17 protein-coding genes, 1 pseudogene and 1 CRISPR repeat array are annotated in these 19,728 nt (G+C 36.7%); of the genes and pseudogenes, 12 read left to right on the forward strand and 6 right to left on the reverse strand.

Annotation, left to right across the window (positions count from 1 at the left end):
* The first annotated feature begins 431 nt into the window (after window positions 1-431).
* From H6F45_RS08005 to hypB, 8 genes are all read left to right on the forward strand, one after another.
* Window positions 432-1,571: a hypothetical protein gene (locus H6F45_RS08005; RefSeq protein ID WP_190346907.1), complete on the forward strand. Its 1,140-nt coding sequence runs from the start codon at window positions 432-434 to the stop codon at window positions 1,569-1,571.
* Window positions 1,572-1,608: 37 nt separating this feature from the next.
* Complete coding sequence (hypF, locus tag H6F45_RS08010) at window positions 1,609-3,951, forward strand: carbamoyltransferase HypF (RefSeq protein WP_190346908.1); 2,343 nt, start codon at window positions 1,609-1,611, stop codon at window positions 3,949-3,951.
* Between the two features lie 136 nt (window positions 3,952-4,087).
* Window positions 4,088-4,336 carry a HypC/HybG/HupF family hydrogenase formation chaperone gene (locus tag H6F45_RS08015; protein WP_096570872.1) on the forward strand — a complete coding sequence of 83 codons (249 nt, stop codon included), beginning with the start codon at window positions 4,088-4,090 and terminating at the stop codon, window positions 4,334-4,336.
* Window positions 4,337-4,387: 51 nt separating this feature from the next.
* Window positions 4,388-5,539 (forward strand): hydrogenase formation protein HypD, encoded by a 1,152-nt coding sequence (gene hypD, locus H6F45_RS08020; protein WP_190346909.1) that lies wholly within the window; start codon window positions 4,388-4,390, stop codon window positions 5,537-5,539.
* Window positions 5,540-5,644: 105 nt separating this feature from the next.
* Entirely contained in the window at window positions 5,645-5,860 is a 216-nt protein-coding gene (locus H6F45_RS08025; protein WP_096570868.1) for a 4-oxalocrotonate tautomerase family protein, read from the forward strand.
* A 130-nt stretch (window positions 5,861-5,990) separates the two neighbouring features.
* On the forward strand, window positions 5,991-7,094 hold the full coding sequence (hypE, locus tag H6F45_RS08030; protein WP_190346910.1) for a hydrogenase expression/formation protein HypE: 1,104 nt from the start codon (window positions 5,991-5,993) through the stop codon (window positions 7,092-7,094).
* 68 nt (window positions 7,095-7,162) lie between these two features.
* A complete protein-coding gene (gene hypA, locus H6F45_RS08035; protein WP_096570864.1) occupies window positions 7,163-7,504 on the forward strand; it encodes a hydrogenase maturation nickel metallochaperone HypA in 342 nt (113 codons plus the stop codon).
* A complete protein-coding gene (gene hypB, locus H6F45_RS08040) occupies window positions 7,495-8,340 on the forward strand; it encodes a hydrogenase nickel incorporation protein HypB (protein ID WP_137666450.1) in 846 nt (281 codons plus the stop codon). Before hypA ends, hypB begins: the two co-directional genes overlap by 10 nt.
* A gap of 49 nt (window positions 8,341-8,389) precedes the next feature.
* Window positions 8,390-8,799: direct repeats of the CRISPR family, unit length 37 nt; unit sequence GTTTCAATCCTCAATTACCTTAATTAGTAATTGTCAC.
* Between the two features lie 228 nt (window positions 8,800-9,027).
* On the opposite strand, the gene cas7c is transcribed toward hypB, so the two are convergent.
* The 3 genes from cas7c to cas5c all read right to left on the reverse strand — a co-directional run bounded on the left by cas7c (window position 9,028) and on the right by cas5c (window position 12,476).
* Window positions 9,028-9,906, reverse strand: a complete 879-nt coding sequence (cas7c, locus tag H6F45_RS08045; protein WP_190346911.1) for a type I-C CRISPR-associated protein Cas7/Csd2 — start codon at window positions 9,904-9,906, stop codon at window positions 9,028-9,030.
* A gap of 185 nt (window positions 9,907-10,091) precedes the next feature.
* The gene (locus tag H6F45_RS08050; RefSeq protein WP_190346912.1) at window positions 10,092-11,759 is read right to left on the reverse strand and encodes a type I-C CRISPR-associated protein Cas8c/Csd1; all 1,668 of its coding nucleotides are present in this window, start codon (window positions 11,757-11,759) and stop codon (window positions 10,092-10,094) included.
* A gap of 54 nt (window positions 11,760-11,813) precedes the next feature.
* Window positions 11,814-12,476 (reverse strand): type I-C CRISPR-associated protein Cas5c, encoded by a 663-nt coding sequence (gene cas5c, locus H6F45_RS08055; protein WP_190346913.1) that lies wholly within the window; start codon window positions 12,474-12,476, stop codon window positions 11,814-11,816.
* A 38-nt stretch (window positions 12,477-12,514) separates the two neighbouring features.
* On the opposite strand from cas5c, the gene cas3 reads away from it, so the two are divergent.
* Complete coding sequence (gene cas3, locus H6F45_RS08060; protein ID WP_190346914.1) at window positions 12,515-14,581, forward strand: CRISPR-associated helicase Cas3'; 2,067 nt, start codon at window positions 12,515-12,517, stop codon at window positions 14,579-14,581.
* Window positions 14,582-14,752: 171 nt separating this feature from the next.
* On the opposite strand, the pseudogene H6F45_RS08065 reads toward cas3, so the two are convergent.
* Window positions 14,753-15,730, reverse strand: a pseudogene (locus tag H6F45_RS08065) (ABC transporter permease subunit).
* 362 nt (window positions 15,731-16,092) lie between these two features.
* Between H6F45_RS08065 and H6F45_RS08070 the strand changes: the two are divergent.
* Window positions 16,093-17,166: a glycosyltransferase family 4 protein gene (locus H6F45_RS08070; protein ID WP_096570846.1), complete on the forward strand. Its 1,074-nt coding sequence runs from the start codon at window positions 16,093-16,095 to the stop codon at window positions 17,164-17,166.
* Between the two features lie 8 nt (window positions 17,167-17,174).
* Here the strand turns inward: H6F45_RS08070 and H6F45_RS08075 are convergent, their stop codons facing one another.
* The gene (locus H6F45_RS08075; protein ID WP_190346915.1) at window positions 17,175-17,330 is read right to left on the reverse strand and encodes a hypothetical protein; all 156 of its coding nucleotides are present in this window, start codon (window positions 17,328-17,330) and stop codon (window positions 17,175-17,177) included.
* On the opposite strand from H6F45_RS08075, the gene H6F45_RS08080 reads away from it, so the two are divergent.
* Window positions 17,329-17,475, forward strand: a complete 147-nt coding sequence (locus H6F45_RS08080; RefSeq protein WP_190346916.1) for a hypothetical protein — start codon at window positions 17,329-17,331, stop codon at window positions 17,473-17,475. The genes H6F45_RS08075 and H6F45_RS08080 overlap by 2 nt on opposite strands.
* Before the next feature lie 52 nt (window positions 17,476-17,527).
* Window positions 17,528-18,676, forward strand: a complete 1,149-nt coding sequence (locus tag H6F45_RS08085; protein WP_137666443.1) for an alanine--glyoxylate aminotransferase family protein — start codon at window positions 17,528-17,530, stop codon at window positions 18,674-18,676.
* A 409-nt stretch (window positions 18,677-19,085) separates the two neighbouring features.
* Here H6F45_RS08085 and H6F45_RS08090 read toward each other — a convergent pair whose 3' ends face one another.
* A complete protein-coding gene (locus tag H6F45_RS08090) occupies window positions 19,086-19,643 on the reverse strand; it encodes a CBS domain-containing protein (RefSeq protein WP_096572785.1) in 558 nt (185 codons plus the stop codon).
* Window positions 19,644-19,728 lie beyond the last annotated feature (85 nt).

Raw genomic sequence — 19,728 nt, forward strand, 5'->3', positions numbered from 1 at the left:
AATTGCTGATATAGCAAGCATTTTTCAGGATAGGTCTGATTATTCCCTATTTTTTCCTTAATTTAACCGATAAACCCACCCCATATATACAATAAGTTCATTTATTTTTACCTACTAGAAGTCATTTGGGGTTCTCAGACGTTACCTAATTTTTCCCTAACCTTATTAGGGGCGAAGCATTCGGGTGATAAACTATCGCTGAAACCAGTTCATATTCTGTCCGAATGCTTCACCCTGACGATTAATGAATTGGTGTTCTAGATTAGCGAGCATAACTATGGTAATGGGATAAACCCAAAACGGGTTTTTACACTCAAACAACAACAGCAGACTAAATTGCCATTAAAACTACATCTTAGTATCATCAAATATTCTTAAATAAATAAACCCCAAAACTTCTCCTTCTCTTTGCGCCTCTGCGTGAAATAATAATGAACCCAATACCCCGCACTTCCCAAGCTGCAAAAATCATCTTAGGAAACCCTAACAAACCCGAACAAATAACCATACCCCTTGCACCCACACCCTCAACAATGTTCGGACCCCGTGCAGCTTGTTTACTATCACCAAGTGGACCATTATGGGTGTCGGATACAGGACATCATCGGGTATTAGGATGGCGAAATTTACCGATGGAAGATAACCAACCGGCAGATTTAATTATCGGACAACCGGACTTTTTTAGTGAAGGACAAAACGCCAAAGGTACACCAGGAAAAAATACATTTAGTGTTCCTACAGGTATTTGTAAATATGGTAATGGTTTAGCTGTTGCTGATGCTTGGAATCATCGGATTTTAATTTGGTATAATCTCCCAGAGGAAAATAATCAACCCGCAGATTTAGTATTAGGACAAAGTAATTTTATTGATAATGAACCTAACAGGGGCAGTCAACAACCAGCAGCTAATACTTTACATTGGCCTTATGGGATTTTATGTGATAAAAATCAATTATTTGTTGCTGATACTGGAAATAGAAGATTATTAATTTGGCATAGTTTACCTACAGAAAATGGACAACCTGCGGATATAGTTTTGGGACAACCAAACATGATTTCTCGTAATGAAAACGGGGGCGGTTCTCCCACTGCTGCTAGTATGCGTTGGTGTCATGATATCACGATTTGGAATGGTAATTTGGTGGTGACAGATGCGGGTAATAATCGGGTGATGATTTGGGAAGGAATACCCACAGAAAATAATAGTTCTTGTGCGGTGGTTTTGGGTCAGAAAAATTTTAATTTTGTGGAATTAAATCAAGGTGTTTATTTTCCTAGTCGTAGTAGTTTAAGTATGCCTTATGGTATAGATATTTGGGAAGATTGGTTAATAGTTGCTGATACTGCTAATTCTCGTTTGTTAGGATGGAAGAAAAGGGAAAGTATTTTTTTGTTACAGGGTGCAGATGCTGATGGAATTTTCGGACAGGATAGTTTTACAAGTAAGAGTGAAAATAAGGATTTTGGTTTACCAACTAGGGAAAGTTTAAATTGGTGTTACGGAATTAAGGTTTGTGGGGAAAATATGGTAGTTTCTGATTCTGGGAATAATCGGGTTTTGATTTTTTAATTTTATTAATCTCACGCAAAGACGCAAAGGCGCAAAGATGATAAGAGAAGAAATTAGGGTTAAGGGTATTGTTCAAGGTGTGGGTTTTCGTCCTACTGTTTATCGGTTGGCGAAATTTTGTGGTTTGAAGGGTGATGTTTGTAATGATGGGGAAGGGGTTTTAATTCGGGTTGCTGGTAGTGAGGAGAAAATTACTGAGTTTGTAGATAAATTATATCAGGAATGTCCGCCCTTAGCTAAAATTAATAAGTTAATTAGAAGTTCATATTTGGGTGATTTTGATTTTGATGATTTTGTGATTTCTCACAGTGTGAATACTGTGGTGAAAACTGAAATTTCCCCTGATGCAGCAACTTGTTCTCAATGTCAAAAGGAAATTTTTGACCCTTTTAGTCGTTATTTTCGTTATCCTTTTACAAATTGTACTCATTGCGGTCCGAGGTTAACTATTATTCGGGCTATTCCTTATGATAGAAATCATACGAGTATGGTTAAGTTTCCGATGTGTGGAGACTGTAACACAGAATATGAAGATGTGGAAAATAGGCGTTTTCATGCCCAACCTGTGGCGTGTTTTAAGTGTGGTCCAAGTGCTTGGTTAGAACGTGCTGATGGTCAACCTGTCATCGCTGATATGTTCTCGATGTTGGATGATGTGGATGCGGTTTGTACTTTATTACAAAAGGGGGAAATTGTCGCTATTAAGGGTTTAGGGGGTTTTCATTTAGCTTGTGATGCAACTCAAGAAACGGCTGTTAAAAAGTTAAGGGAACGGAAAAGACGTTATCATAAACCTTTTGCTTTGATGGCTAGGGATATCAATATTATATCTGAATATTGTTATGTTTCTGATTTAGAAAAAACTTTATTAACCAGTCCTGCTGCACCTATTGTTTTATTAAATATTAAACCTGAAAAACAGGTAGCTATATCAGTTGCACAAGGACAAAATACTTTGGGTTTTATGTTACCTTATACGCCTTTACATCATTTAATTCTCAGAAGAATGAACCGCCCTATAGTTTTGACTAGCGGTAATATTTCTGATGAACCACAATGTATAAATAATGAAGATGCTAAAGAGAAGTTAGGGAAAATAGCAGATTATTTTTTATTACATAACCGGGATATTGTTAACCGGGTTGATGATTCAGTTGTGAGGGTTATTGATGATAAAATACAAACTCTCAGACGTGCGCGGGGATATGCACCAGCACCAATTATTTTACCATTTGGTTTTGAGAAAGTAGCACCTATTTTAGCAATGGGTAGCGAGTTAAAAAATACCTTTTGTTTATTAAGAGAAGGTGAGGCGATTTTATCCCAACATTTAGGAGATTTAGAAAACGCTGCTGCTTTTAATGCTTATCAAGAAACATTGAATTTATATCTGAATTTATTTGAACATAAACCAGAAATAATTGCTATTGATCAACATCCAGAATATTTATCATCTAAACTGGGAAAAGAATTAGCATCAAGTAACGAAATTAAATTAATAGAAATTCAACATCATCACGCCCATATAGCAGCTTGCATGGTAGAAAATAAAATACCATTGGATGCAAAACCAATCTTAGGAATAGCCTTTGATGGGTTAGGATATGGGGAAGATGGTACTTTATGGGGAGGGGACTTTTTATTAGCTGACTATCGGAAATTTCAGAGAGTAGCAACTTTTAAACCTGTAGCCATGATAGGAGGAGAACAGGCAATTTATCAACCTTGGCGAAATACCTACGCCCATTTAAATAGTGCATTTAATTGGGAAGAAATTAAACAACAATATGCTGATTTAGAAATTATCAAATTTATAGAACAAAAACCATTAAAATTACTGAACCAAATGATAGAAAAAGATATTAACACACCCTTAGCATCATCAGTTGGGCGGTTATTTGATGCAGTAGCAGCAGCTATAGGTATTTGTCGCGAAGAATGCAGCTATGAAGGACAGGCAGCCATAGAAATGGAGGCAACAGTTAATGTTAACATATTAAACAATGATAAAGAAACTATAAATTATCCCTTTAAATTTGAAAAATTAGATAAAATTTATTATATAGACCCTGCACCGATGTGGGAAGGGATATTACAAGACATCAAGCAGCAAATTTCACCATCAGAAATAGCTGCAAAATTTCACATAAGTTTAGCTATTGTCATCACAGAAATAGTTAAACAACTAACCCAAGAACACAAAATTAATCAAGTAGCATTAACAGGAGGAGTATTTCAAAATCGCATACTTTTAGAACAAACAACCAAAAACTTAAAAAAACTAGGAATAGAAGTTTTCACCCATAGCATAGTACCAGCAAACGATGGCGGTTTATCATTAGGACAAGCTGTTATAGCTGCTGCTAGATGTATGAGGTGACAGGTGACAGGTGACAGGTGACAGTTAAAAAGAGAAAAAGATAGAAATTGAATAATTTGATTTTTATCTCATTCTAAATTAAAACCTCTGCGTTCTCTGCGCCTCTGCGGTTCTTATAAAAAAGGAAAATAAAAAAATGTGTTTAGGAATACCCGGACAAATTGTAGAAATAACCAACCCAGAACATAAACTAGCAATGGTAAATGTCGGCGGAGTCAAACGTCAAATAAACATAGCTTGTATAGTCGATGAACAACACCCACCAGAAAAATGTATAGGCGACTGGGTACTTGTTCACGTTGGTTTTGCTATGAACAGAATTAACGAACAAGAAGCAGCAGAAACCCTAAAACTACTGCAAGAAATATCCCAAGCATACACCTAAAAACCCTTTTCTTCCTTTGCGTCTTTGCGTCTTTGCGTGAGAAATAAAAATATGAAATATGTAGACGAATTTCGTAACCCAGAAAAAGCCCAAGCCTTACAAAAGGAAATAGAAAAACTCAGCCGCCAAATAGACAAACATTTAAAAATCATGGAAGTATGTGGCGGACATACCCATTCTATCTTTAAATACGGCATCGAAGAAATATTACCCCATAATATTGAACTAATTCATGGACCTGGTTGTCCAGTGTGCGTAATGCCTAAAGGTAGAATAGATGATGCGATCGCCCTCTCCCAAAATCCTCACATCATCTTAACAACTTTTGGCGATGCCATGCGCGTACCCGGTTCAAAAACCAGCCTTTTACAAGCAAAAGCCCAAGGCGCAGATATCCGTATGGTTTATTCACCCTGGGATAGCTTAAAAATTGCCAAAGAAAACCCCGAAAAAGAAATAGTTTTCTTCGGTTTAGGGTTTGAAACCACCGCCCCCAGTACCGCTTTTACCGTTCTCCAAGCAGCAGCAGAAAATATTACCAACTTTAGTTTATTTTCTAATCATGTATTAGTAATTCCCGCATTACAAGCATTATTAGAAAATCCAGATTTACAACTTGATGGTTTTGTTGGTCCAGGTCATGTAAGTATGGTCATAGGAACAGAACCCTATGAATTTATTGCCCAAAAATATCATAAACCCATCGTTGTTTCTGGCTTTGAACCATTAGACATTTTTCAATCTATTTGGATGTTATTAAAACAAATAGTAGAAAATCGCTGTGAAGTTGAAAATCAATATAATCGCTTAGTTGAAAAAGCAGGAAATAAAAACGCATTAACAGCCATGAATCAAGTTTTTACAGCCCGTGAAAAATTTGCATGGCGTGGTTTAGGAGAAATACCCAATTCTGGTTTTCAAATAAGGGAAGAATACGCCCAATTTGATGCCGAAGTTAAATTTGCTATTCCTAATTTAACAGTTCCCGATCATAAAGCCTGTAAATGTGGTGACATTCTCAAAGGAGTTTTGAAACCTTGGGAATGTAAAGTATTTGGCACAGCTTGTACACCAGAAAATCCTATTGGTGCTTGTATGGTTTCTTCTGAAGGTGCTTGTGCAGCCTATTATAAATATGGCAGACTGACAACAATGGAGAAAAAAGCCAACCAGCAAAATAAAGTAGTGGCAAATGTCAGTTAAAACCTCACATAAGTTCCTGATTTATTTTAATAAATGTATTCATTTATAGAGAATATAAAAAAGAAGTCGGGGATCTTATAAGTTGTAGATTAAAGGTAAATTATTATGCCATTTGTAACTGTGCAAATTGCCAAAGGACACTCTATAGAAAAGAAGCGGAAACTAGCGCAAGCTGTCACAGATGCTTTAGTTTCGGCTTTGGGTACAAAACCGGAATGGATCACTGTTCACATTGATGAATTTGAACGGGATAACTGGGCGGTTGGTGGTGTTTTACACTCTGATAAACACGCTGGAAGACATGAAGAAACTGGGAGGTAATTTGTAGGGTGCGTTGGCGTTATCGTAACGCACCAATTCATTTTTTTCTAACCGCAAAGTACGCAAAGTACACAAAGGAAGAAAAGAAAAATTTTTAAGTTAAGAAGTTTATAAGATGAAGATGTTTAATATGGAAGTTTACAATAATCAAGAAGTTAAAAATCCGCTATTTCAAAAAATTGAACAGGTGCGCCGTCGTGCTAATAAGGTGAAAGATACTCACATTAATTTATCTCATGGTAGTGGTGGTAAGGCTATGAGAGATTTGATTAATGATGTGTTTGTTAGTAGTTTTGATAATCCGATTTTATCACAGTTGGAAGATCAAGCGAGTTTTGATTTATCTCAACTTTCTCTATTAGGAAATAGGTTAGCTTTTACTACTGATTCCTATGTGGTTTATCCGTTGTTTTTCCCTGGTTCAAATATTGGGGAGTTGGCGGTTAATGGTACTATTAATGATTTAGCGGTGAGTGGTGCGAAACCTTTATATCTTACTTGTAGTATGATTTTAGAGGAGGGTTTGGAGTTAGAAACTTTAAGAAAAGTTGTTTTTAGTATGCAAAATGCCGCCCAAAAAGCAGGGGTACAAATAGTTACGGGAGATACTAAAGTCGTCCATCGTGGTTGTGCTGATAAACTCTTTATAAATACTGCGGGTATTGGTATTATTCCTTCAGGAATTGATATTTCTCCCCGCAATATTCAACCCGGTGATGTGGTAATTATTAACGGCGAAATAGGAAATCATGGTGCTGCCATTTTAATTGCTAGGGGAGAATTAGCATTAGAAACAGATATAGAAAGTGACTGTCAACCATTACATGAATTAGTGGCGGAAATTATTAATGTTTGCCCAGGAATTAAAGCTATGCGAGATGCAACGAGAGGAGGTTTAGCCACAGTATTAAATGAATTTGCCCAAACTGCCAATGTGGGAATTAGTATTAATGAAAAAGCCATTCCTGTACGAGAAGAAGTAAATGGAATGTGTGAAATTTTAGGTTTAGATCCTTTATATTTAGCCAACGAAGGCAAATTAGTTATAATTGCACCCAAAGAAAAAGCCGAGTTAATATTATCAACAATGCAAAATCACCCAGCCGGAAAACAAGCAGCAATTATTGGTGAAATTCTCCCCCAACCCCCAGGAATAGTATTATTAAAAACAGCATTTGGTGCAGAAAGAATAGTAGATATGCTAGTAGGTGATCAACTTCCTAGAATATGTTAGTCATTAGTTATTTAGTTATTGGTTAATTTCTTCCCAGTCCCCAGTCCCCAGTCCCCAGTCACCTCAAAATGCACGAACTAGGAATAACTCAAAACATCATCGCTATCGTTAGCGAAAACGCCCAAAATAAAAAAGTCCAAAGAGTTTTATTAGAAATAGGCAAACTATCCGCCATTATGCCCGATGCCATCAAATTTTGCTTTGATATTTGCGCCCAAGGTACAATAGTCGAAGGGGCAATATTAGAAATATTAGAAATACCGGGCATGGCAAGATGTCGCCAATGTGGTAATACATTTTATGTAGATAAACCCTTTGGAATTTGTGAATGTGGTAGTGTAGAATTAGATTTAATAACCGGTCAAGAATTAAACATTAAAGAAATTGAGGTAGAAGAATTATGTGTGTAACCTGCGGCTGTTCTGATGATAACAATACAACTATTACAAACATGGAAAATCAACATTCTCATACTCACACTTTACCCGATGGAACTGTAATTACCCATTCCCATGATCATGAACATCATCATCATGATCATCAACATCATCACCATGAATCACCTGCAAATGTTCACGCTAAAATTCATAATACTACTATCTCTTTAGAGCAGGAAATTTTAGGTAAAAATAATTTATTAGCTGCTCAAAATCGAGGCTGGTTTAAAGGTAGAAATATCCTGGCTTTAAATTTAATGAGTTCTCCTGGTGCTGGTAAAACTACTTTATTAACTCGTACTATTAATGATTTAAAAGAGAAGTTAAACATCAGCGTCATTGAAGGTGATCAGGAAACTACTAATGATGCAGAAAGAATTAAATCTACAGGCTGTAAAGTGGTGCAAATTAACACCGGAACAGGCTGTCATTTAGATGCTTCGATGATAGAAAAGGGTTTACAGGAACTTAACCCCCCATTAAATTCTGTGGTGATGATTGAAAATGTGGGTAATTTAGTTTGTCCGGCTTTATTTGATTTAGGTGAACAGGCTAAGGTTGTAATTTTGTCGGTGACGGAAGGAGAGGATAAACCAATTAAATACCCTCATATTTTCCGCGCTAGTGACATTATGATTATTACAAAAATTGATTTGTTACCCTATTTGCAGTTTGATGTAGAAAAATGTATTGAATATGCAAAACAGGTAAACCCAAAAATACAAATTTTTCAGGTTTCTGCTACTACTGGTGTGGGTTTAGATGAGTGGTATGGGTTTTTGTCATGTCAATCTGCAATTACTGTGTAATTTCTTGTTGTGAAAATCATTATCTTTTAGTTTAGTTTCAATCCTTAATGTTTCAATCCTCAATTACCTTAATTAGTAATTGTCACCTACTTTTTGCTGTTCTGGAGTCAGAAAATAAGGGGGTTTCAATCCTCAATTACCTTAATTAGTAATTGTCACTATATGCAGCTTACTGGAAGATAAAGAAGATGCCCCAGAGCATGTTTCAATCCTCAATTACCTTAATTAGTAATTGTCACAGCAAGCGTTAACTAATAATATTTGGGTTTTGTGCGTTTCAATCCTCAATTACCTTAATTAGTAATTGTCACTGTAGTCTGGAATTTGTGGAGGCATCTAGTCTGTCGTTTCAATCCTCAATTACCTTAATTAGTAATTGTCACAACCGGATATTGTTAAAAGGACTTTTGCAGCGAAAGTGAGTTTCAATCCTCAATTACCTTAATTAGTAATTGTCACTGCCGATCGCGCAAACCCTTAGAAATAGGACATTTCCACAACGATTTGCGCGGATGCCAAAATAATACCCGATCCCAGAGAATAGCACAAGAGCGAAAAACGCCGAAACCCTTACAGCGTAAGGTGCGCGGGTGGTTGACAACACCCAACGGATAAAAACTAGACAGTGCAAGAGTTTCCAGCTTAGTCATAATCACTCCGACTTAACACCCACCCATCCGCGCATTTTCAAACCAACTTTGTCAAAGTCACACCATCAGGTAACACCTCATCCAAGTCAACCTGATAATCAGCAAAACTGCGGGGTACATCAACATTAGACTTAATTTGCAGTTTATCAAATAACTCATGAACGGGAGCATTACCATATTTACTGGCATGAGTAAAAACATACAAACCACGACAAGCCATAAAACCCCGTGCTGAAGAACGATCAAACTCCCAAGCATTAATCAAAGCTTGCCAAAATAAAGCTAAATCCCGTTCATTCACACAACCAGATTTTTCCGCCAAATGGGGATTATAAAAAACATAAGACCTATATAAACCATAGGGTAAAACCTCTTTTCTGCCCATAGTTTTATTATCTTTTTTTACACCATCTTTTTTTTCTTTTTCTTCTGTTGCAGCACAACGAGTAATACTCACAGATTGGGGAAAAACCGGATCAATACTACGAGAAAAACTAATTTGTACAGGTCCCCAAACCTGGCCAGCTTTTAAACCAGTAGAAAGTACCGCCCCAAACATTCTTAAATCATAATAATTCTGCTGCATCCACTTAGCAACCTTTAATTGATCTTCTGGTGTTCCTTCTTTTTGTGGTAAATCTACAGCAGTATAAGCGCGACTGATTTTTTCATTTAATACGCTTCCTTCTTCCACAAATATTTTATATTTTTCTGGTGTTTGTTCATTCTTACCAACCATGTCTACATAGTTTCTTACCTTGCGTTTTAAACAGGCATCTGTGACTAAACCTTGATTAGTTTGAGGGTCAATTCTTGGTTGATTTCCGGCATCGGGATCACCATTGGGATTACCATCCAAACAATCAAATAATAAAATTGCATCGTGTTTTTTAGTAGGGTCTAAATGTGCAGTCATGATTTTTTTTCCTTGTGATTTGTTGATAGTTTGAAGACTTAACCCCTAGCTTCTTCCCTACGAGGGAAGGGGGACAAGAATTAGATAAAAACTGGTTTTTAAAGCCTTTCTCTTAGTAGGAGAGCGGTTTGAAGAGAGGTTAACATTGAAAATTATTTGTTGGGTTTCACTTTGTTCAACCCAACCTACTCAGATTTTTCCTTACTTTTAAAAAACTCGGCTCTTTTTTGCCACCAACCTTGAAAAAACAAAGCCTGAGATTTTAAATCTAGCACTTCTGGCAATATGGAAATATCAAAGTTTTCAAATTCTTCAGCTAGTAACTTTTTGATGTATTTACTATTATCACTTTCTATATGATAATGAGTACAACCATGACAAAGCCGAGCAAAAACTTGAGTCGGTGTAGAAGATAAAGTCTTTAAACTACGCATAACATTAGTATTATCTTCACTCATATTTTGAGCTTTAACTTGTGATTGGTGCATTAAAAATGCAATTCTGCCTAAAGTGTAAGCAGTATCAAATTTTGGATCGCCTGTGGGATATTTCATATTGTTTGTGGCTAAATAAAGTAATAAACCTTGCAGTCTGGGAAAATATCGAGATTGTTTAGATTTAGATGGAAAGTCATGAAACACCTTTTCACTACATATCCTATCAATGATTCTGTAAGCATATTCATCCGGTAATGCTTCACCTAAAAAAGCGGCTTTAATTAATGCTGTTGCTATTCTGTCTGTATGTTCTTTACTAGGATTAAAAAAAGCACTATTACATAACATCCACATAGGACTAGGTGACAAATCATTAACTTGCTGACATTGGATAAATTGCCCAATAGAATCTTTGATTTTTTGGGTAGTAACTTCACTCCAACCACTAACGGAAATTCTCCCTTTATTACCTTTGAGAATGGCTAAATAAAATTTACTAGATTTAATATCCTCCAAATTAAATTTTTTCGGACTATGGGGACTAGCAAAGATAGATTCAAAAGCTGGATTTTCCCATATTTCGGGATTAATACCTTCCCCGTCTTCTTCTCCCCAATAAACAAAAACCTGCTCTCCTAATTTATAACGATTGGTGTCACTATTGAGTAAAAAATCTAAAGATTTATGAAATCTAACGGCACTTTCAAAACCAATGGGAGCGTTAATATTTCCATCCCATCCGTGAGATTGATAAGCACTTTTATCAAAACTACTAATAGCAGCACCACAAGTAGCAGCACCAGGTACACCTTTAACCATCATGGGCATTTTTCGCCCCATTGTTAAAGTCTGTTCACCTGTTAATAAACAAACTCCATGAACGGTATCTTGTTTACTGCCATAATAATTAGACCACCATTTTTGAACTATGGGAATTTTGGTGATTTGTTTACCTTCAAATAGAAACACAAATCTATCCCGATACCAATCTGTATTAGCTGCTGTATTAGCTGCTGGTGGATAAATTTCTGTTAGCTGGGCTGTAATTTTTTCTACAGTGGTGTTAGTAACAAAATCATAAACTGCTTTAACTGCTTCGTGGTTAGTTTCTTGTAAACATCTTTCCAGAAGTTGTAAATACATTTGATGCCGTTTTCCACCTCGATCACCAGCACCAAAAACATATTCTCCCCCATCATCAATTAATAATGGTTCATCACCATTACGCCGCAAATCTGGTACTAATATTTTTCTGCCAAATTTCGGTTTACCTTTGGTTGCTGCTGTTTCTAAAACTTGAAAACTACCTAAAGGTAAATTAATTTGCCAATGACACAGACATTCACTAAATCCTATGGATGTGAGTTGATTATCCTGTTCTAAAGCAATTCCTAATTGATTTAATTCTTGCAACATAAATATTTCCTCATCAGGATACAGATCCCGGACTTCTTTAAGAAGTTTGGGATCTTAAAGATAACTCACTAACCCATCTCGCATTATAAAGTGAGCAAATTCTGTAACTACATTTCCTTTGACAAAACCTTGAGCAGTACGCCAAGAAACTGTACCTTTTTGATCAGGTATAAAGTGCATTTTTTTAGGCATTAAACCTAAATCTATTTCCCCTTTTAACTCTGGTGCTGGTTGATCTTCTTCTGAAGGAACACAAAAATGGGCTATATATTCTCGACATCCAAAATAGGGTTGTTTAAAACATTGCCCTTTTTCAATTCTCCGCTTTATTTGTGCTGCATATTTATTAGATAAATCTTCCTCTGTTTGTAAATCAAAATTAAAATCCACGATATAGGCCACATCATGCAATATGACATGATTTCTCTGAGCGCGATCGCCCACAGCAGTGTAACTCCCTATACCATCATTTCTCATCCAATCTTTAGCATTTTTATAGTTTTGTTTGGACTGCACCATGTTACGCTGGATGGTAAATGTATTAATTGGCTTTAGTACCGTGATGTGATTAATCTTGTATTTAATCTCTGGTTTCCAGAAAATAGACTCTAATACACCTACAGCCGCAGTAAAGGGAATTACCCTGTAACTGTGCGGTTCAGCTTTAAACTCCGGCCTTGTGAATAATGCCCATTCACCCCATAACTTTAACTGCATAAACTAGACTTAAAATTTTTCATCAATTATAACTATAAATGAAATACTTAGCAAGAATTACTACAGATTGTAAAGAACAACTACTAGCAGCACATTTACAGAATGTTGCGGAAATGTCTGCAAGTGCTGTACCGCAACAATTCCAAGCTGTAGCCAAGTATGCTGGTTTATGGCATGATTTGGGTAAATATCAGCAAAAATGGCAGGAATACTTAAAAAATAACGGTAAGCGGGTTGTACATTCTCCCCACGGTGCTGTTTTAGCTTTACAAATGTCTAAAAAAGAACCGCCCGCAATAGCTTATATCATCGCTGGCCATCATTCTGGTTTATCAGAAAGGTTGAGATTAAGAGGTAGTGAGTATAAACAATTAGCAGCAGGTTTAGAGGAATGTTTAGCAATAGCTAGACAGGAAATAGCTGATTTTATACCGCAAGAATTACCAGATATTGATTTACCTAAATTGCGGCGAGAATTTGCCGTTAGAATGTTATTTTCTGTCTTAGTTGATAATGACAGATTAGACGCTCGCAAATTTGAAAATATTGAAAATAAAGGTGAAAGCTCCATATATGTACAAGATTTGGAGCTTTCTGCATATAACAAAATGAGTTTCAATCTTCATTCCTTGTTTCCACAATCAGCAAATGCAATTAGTGAAGCTAGAAATGTCTTTGCCCAACATTGTATCAACAAAAGTGAATTACCCAAAGGAATTTTTAGATTAACTGGACCCTGTGGAATTGGTAAAACCATTGCTAGTGCGAGATTTGCTTATTTGCACAGTCAAAAACATCAAATGTCAGGAATAGTTTATGTCGGACCATTAAAAAGTATTATTGAACAAACTGCTGCTGTTTATCGGCAATTATTTGGAGAAAATGCAGTATTAGAACATCATTCAGGATATGAACCAAAATTAGCAGAAGTTAAAGATTATAAATTGAATACTGATAGATGGGATAAACCCGTAATTGTCACCAGTGGAGTGCAATTTTATGAAAGTTTATTTGCTAATCATCCTACTAAATGCCGAAAATTACAAGGTTTAATTAATAAAGTTATCCTATTAGATGAATCTCAATCTATACCTAGTGATTTAGTCCGGCCAATATTAGATGTTTTGAATACATTAGTCACAGATTGGGGATGTACAATAGTTTTAATGAGTGCTACCCAACCAGCATTTCACAACCTTGATGAAGATGATTTAACAGATGTTGTTGATATTATTCCTGAAACTGAAACCAGCAGAATATTTCAACAACTTAACCGTGTTAATTATCAATATATTGCTGATATTTGGGAATGGAAAAATTTAGTTGATAGCATTAAATCATCTAAATTAAATCAAGGCTTAATTATTGTTAATACCAAAAAATTAGCGAGGGCAGGATATGAAATATTATCTGCCAAATTTCCCGATCATTGTTTTCATCTTAGTTCTATGATGTGTCCTGATCATCGTTCTCAAGTTTTGGACAAAGTGCGAAAATTATTAAAAGCTGAACAACCTTGTTTTTTAATTAGTACCCAAGTAGTTGAAGCTGGTGTTGATGTGGATTTTCCCATAGTATACCGTCAACTTGCACCTTTAGATTCTATCATTCAAGCAGCAGGAAGATGCAACAGAGAAGGAAAGCAAGATCAAGGTAATGTAATCATTTTTAATATGTCATCTTCCAACCCACCGGGATATAAAGACGGAATAAGTATTACTAAAAAAATATTAGAAAAATATGATATAAATGATGATATTTTATCTTTGATAAAGATTTACTTTAGTGATTTATTGAATCAGAATCATGATGGAGGTGTGGATATTCAAAAATTAAGAGAAAAGTATGATTTTCCTGAAGTTGCTAAAGCGGTGAAAGTAATTGATAATGAACATCAAATAGCGGTAGTAGTTAAATGGGGAGACAGTGAAGAATTAATTGTAGAAATGGAAAATAAAGAATATATTACAGAAACAGATTGGCGTAGATTACAAAAATTTACTGTGAATATTCCTAAGAATGATCAATATACAAATTATACTCAAGTTGGTAAAATAGATGTTTGGATGGGAGATTACCAAGAAACGGGAATTAGGGTTGGTTGAAAAAGTCTTTTTGTGGGGATAAGGAATAGGGAATAGGTAAAAAATTTGCTCCCATCTTCCCAGTCCCCAATCCCCTCTACTGATGAATCTGCGTTGCTTTGAGCATATGATAGGTAATAGACCTGTCCGAAAATTAATATGCGTAACCTGAAACCCATTCCTAGTGACAATTCATGAATTGTCCCTACATCTTTTTCGGAGATGTCTAATAATCAACTGTGTCAACGCTAGGGGGTAACTTTGCCATGTTTCCCCAGTTGTACCAGTGATTTTACCAAGTTCAGGATTGATTTCGCGATCGCAAATATTCTTTAAATAAGGAAATATTAGTCCTAATAATTATTTTTGGTTTTGTTTCTCTCCAGAAGCACGAATTAATTCTGCAATAATTGCCACAGTAGCGGTAATAGAAATTAACATGATGCTAAGGGCATTAATATCTGGTTTGACTCCAGTTCTGATGCGGCTAAATATTTCCATTGGTAGGGTATTAGAACCGCTACCTGCTGTAAAACTGGAGATGAGAAAGTCATCTAAACTGAGGACGAAAGCTAGTAAGCAACCAGATATAATACCAGGCATTAATTGGGGTAAGACAACTTTTATAAAAGCTTGAATAGGGGTTGCACCTAAGTCTAGTGCAGCTTCTTCTAGGTGGGGATCGAGGTTATTAAGTCGGGATGATACTACTAAACCGATGTAGGCTAGGCAAAAAACTATATGTGCAGCTACAATTGTCCAGATGCTTAAAGGTATGGCAAAAGCAGCTAAACAAACAAGGGTAGAAACTGCGATCGCAATATCAGGAATTAATAATGGTAAATACGATATACCACGATACAATGTTTTCCCAGGAAAATTATAACGTGCCAACCCTACAGCCATCATAGTTCCCAAGACTGCGGAAACAGCAACTGCACTACAGGCTACTAGTAAACTGTTTTTTACAGCTGATAAAATGCGAGCATCTGTGAACAGTTTTTGATACCATTCTAGAGTGAATCCTTGCCAACTTGCGCTGTAAGGTGACTGGTTAAAGCTATAAAAGCCTAGTACCAGGATAGGCAGGTACATAAACACAAATACCAATATGGAAAAAACTACCTGCCATGTCATAGACTTTTTTTTACTTGGGTGAGGGATATTCATGTTGATATTTAGTGCTTAATTATTGTATGAGATTATATCATCGTCAGGAGTCAGGAGTCGTAGGGGCGAAGCATTCGGAAAATAACCTGTGATAAAAATTGATAATTGATAATTGATAATTGATAATTGATAATTGATAATTCATCATTTATAATGAAAAACATCCTGACTCCTGGAAATTCTGATTCCTTAAAATTACTAATTTACCTCTAAAGTAGAGGAAAATATCCCTACCTAAGATAGACAAAAGATATCAAATATCCAGCATAAAATTGTGAAGCGAGTAACAGTATTAGGTTAATATTTACCAGTTTTTTTGTCAGTGATTTTCAAGTAAATTCTTAATTGTTAGGGGGTTAATAATGAGAATTGCCCAGGTTGCTCCACTGTGGGAGAGAGTACCACCTCCAGCTTATGGTGGAATAGAATTAGTCGTGGGTTTGTTAACAGATGAATTAGTCAAAAGAGGACATGAAGTAACATTATTTGCATCAGGAGATTCTCTGACTCTGGCTAAGTTAGTATCAGTTCATCCGCGGGCTTTAAGATTGGATAATACCGTCAAAGATTACAGTATTTATGAGTTGCTAAATCTAGCTTCAGTTTATGAGCAATCCGCAGAATTTGATATTATTCATTCTCATGCAGGACACACACCTTTAGCATACACAAAGTTGGTAGAAACTCCCACAGTTCACACTTTGCATGGTATTTTTACACCTGACAACGAAAAAATCTTTAAATATGCCAAAAAACAGCCTTATGTGAGTATTTCTGATGCCCAAAGAGAACCCAGGTTAGGGTTAAATTATATATCAACAGTGTACAATGGAATTGATGTGAGTAGTTATGAGTTTTATCCTCAACCTGTAGATCCACCATATTTAGCATTCGTTGGCAGAATATCGCCAGAAAAAGGCACACATTTAGCAATTCAAATTGCCAAAAAAACTGGTTGGCAGTTGAAAATAGCCGGTAAGATAGATAGAGTGGATATAGAATATTTTGAGCAGGAAATTAAACCCCAGATTGATGGTAAGCAAATTCAATATTTAGGTGAAGCTAACCACGCAGAAAAAAATACTATCATGGGTTCTGCTTATGCCACTTTATTTCCTATTACTTGGAGAGAACCATTTGGTTTGGTAATGGTAGAGTCAATGGCATCGGGTACACCAGTAATTGCGATGCGAATGGGTTCAACTCCCGAAGTAATTGCTGATAGGGAAACGGGTTTTTTGTGCAATAATATTCAGGAGTGTATTGAGGCTATTGAGCAAATAGAAAGATTAAACCGTTATGCTTGTAGGCGATATGTAGAAAAGCATTTTAGTATCAAACAAATGACTGATGGTTATGAAGCGGTTTATAAACAAATTCTCAAAGAGAAATTTGCTCAAGAAAATGGACATTTTCGGACTACTTTAGTTCATTAAGTTCATTGTCATTGTTGGGTGAGAGTTTCCACAAAAGCCATTACTAACAGTACAATTGCGGTTGGGGCTAGGGCTAAGGCTATTTCTCCTTTCAAGTTTAATCTGCGCCTGAGTGTGCGATTTTTCCTTTGTAATGGTTTTAAGCTAGAACGTTTTTGGCTCATGAGGCTTCAACTACAGCTAGTTATATCCACTTTAAGAATTAAGAGCGATTGCGCGGAGCGCAGCGCCGGAGGCGATCGCATCTTCCCACGAATGATAGATAATCTTGAAGTTGCAGGAGATCAAGGAGTCAGGAGTCAGGAGTAAAATTGGCTTGATAGCTGTAATAACTATTTAGCCTCTTAGCCTCAAATAAATTATGACATCGACAATTTCTATCAACGACAGTCAAAAGTTACAACTTTCACCTTTAGAAGTTCCCAACCGTTTATTACTAGGTCCTGGTCCATCTAACGCCCATCCTGCGGTATTGCAAGCTATGAATACCACACCTTTAGGGCATTTAGATCCGGCATTTTTAGCCTTAATGGATGAGATTCAATCTTTGCTACGCTACGTTTGGCAAACGGAAAACCCCCACACTATCGCCGTGAGTGGTACGGGTACAGCAGCGATGGAAGCAACCCTAGCTAACACTGTAGAACCGGGAGATGTGGTTTTAATTGGTGTTGCTGGTTACTTCGGTAATCGTTTGGTAGATATGGCGGGAAGATATGGCGCAGATGTACGCACTATTACGAAACCTTGGGGACAGGTATTTTCCGTAGATGAAATTAAAACAGCGTTAGAAACTCACAAACCGGCAATTTTAGCATTAGTTCATGCAGAAACCTCCACCGGCGCACGTCAACCTTTAGAAGATGTGGGGGAGTTGTGTCACAAATATGGAACTTTGTTATTAGTGGATACTGTCACCAGCTTGGGTGGTGTTCCTATTTTCTTAGATGAGTGGGGTGTGGACTTAGCTTATAGTTGCAGTCAAAAAGGTTTAGGTTGTTCTCCTGGTGCATCTCCTTTTACTATGAGTCCCCGTGCAATGGAAAAGTTGCAGAAACGGGAGACTAAGGTGGCCAACTGGTATTTAGATATGTTGTTGTTAGGAAAATATTGGGGTAATGAACGCATATATCATCATACAGCACCGATTAATTTATATTATGGTTTGCGGGAAGCTTTGCGTTTAGTAGCGGAAGAAAGTTTAACAAATTGTTGGCAACGGCATCAAAAAAATGTTGAATATTTGTGGGAAAGTTTGGAAAGTATCGGTTTAAAAATGCACGTTGCTAAGGAATATCGTTTACCAACTTTAACTACTGTTTGTATTCCTGATGGAGTGGATGGAAAAGCCGTAGCAAAGCAGTTATTACTTGAGCATAATATTGAAGTTGGTGGTGGTTTGGGAGAGTTAGCGGGTAAAGTTTGGCGTGTGGGTTTGATGGGTTTTAATAGTCGTCCTGAAAATGTGGATCGGTTGGTTGAGGCTTTGGAGCAGGTTTTGGGTAAGTAGGGTTTGCTGAATAAACCTAAAACCTTGATATATCAAAGGTTAGAGGCTGATAAACACAGAAATTAGTGCAAGGGTTTTGAAGGGTATACCGGAAAAAGTGTGCATTTTTGGGGATTTCAAGAGATGGCAAAGAAATTTTCAAATCTCCTCCTGACTCCTGACTCCTGACTCCTGACTCCTATGCCCTCACGGAAAGACTTTCTCAGCAACCCCTAAGTAGGGTGTTTAAGGTGGGCATTTTGCCCGCCAAGATCATGATTTTTTCACATTAAGATCCAAGGAAGGATGCAAAGAGGAAAAACTTTTTGATCCCAGAATCCCTACCCTGATAGAGTAGGGAGGATATCAAATAAGTCAAATAATTGAGCAGATGCGATCGACTGGAGTCATATCACATCTGATTTAATAGTTAAGACTCCGTCATTTCCTTGACTAACCGCTGATCAGATGCCACTGCCAGTAGTTCTTCTACAATATCCCAAGCTGCTGCACATTCACGAGAAGTATCTCCTTTCACTGCACAAATTCTTCTAGCTTCTTCCCGTGCAGCTTCTATTTCATCCTCAATAAATATGGGTTTTGGATTATCAAACAAATCACTTTTTCTGAGGATATCAGTAATTGATATAATTCCTAACAACTTACCTTTAATTACGGGAGCGCGACGAATACGTGTATTGGCAAACAAACGCGCTACATACTCTACACCAAGCTCAGGATTGACTACAATACAAGGCTTGGTCATAATCTCGTAAACTCGCACTTGTTTGGAGTCTTTACCATAAGCGGCAACTTTATAGACGATATCAGTTTCTGTTACCATGCCATAGGGATCGTTTTCTGTGCGTGGTTCCACAACTAAAGAACGTAATCCTTTATATTTCATCAAATCCACGGCTTCTGCTACTGTTGCTGAACCACGAATTGTAATCACTTCTGTGGTCATTATGTCTTCTGCTTTCATCATATTTTTAGAATTTCCTGTCAATAGTTGGTTGGAAAAATTGTTCGGGTTAATTTGCGGATGTTGATGATTTTTTTCACTCATTCCT

It is taken from the genome of Sphaerospermopsis sp. FACHB-1194 (assembly GCF_014696235.1).
GTDB classification, from domain to species: Bacteria; Cyanobacteriota; Cyanobacteriia; order Cyanobacteriales; family Nostocaceae; genus Sphaerospermopsis; species Sphaerospermopsis kisseleviana.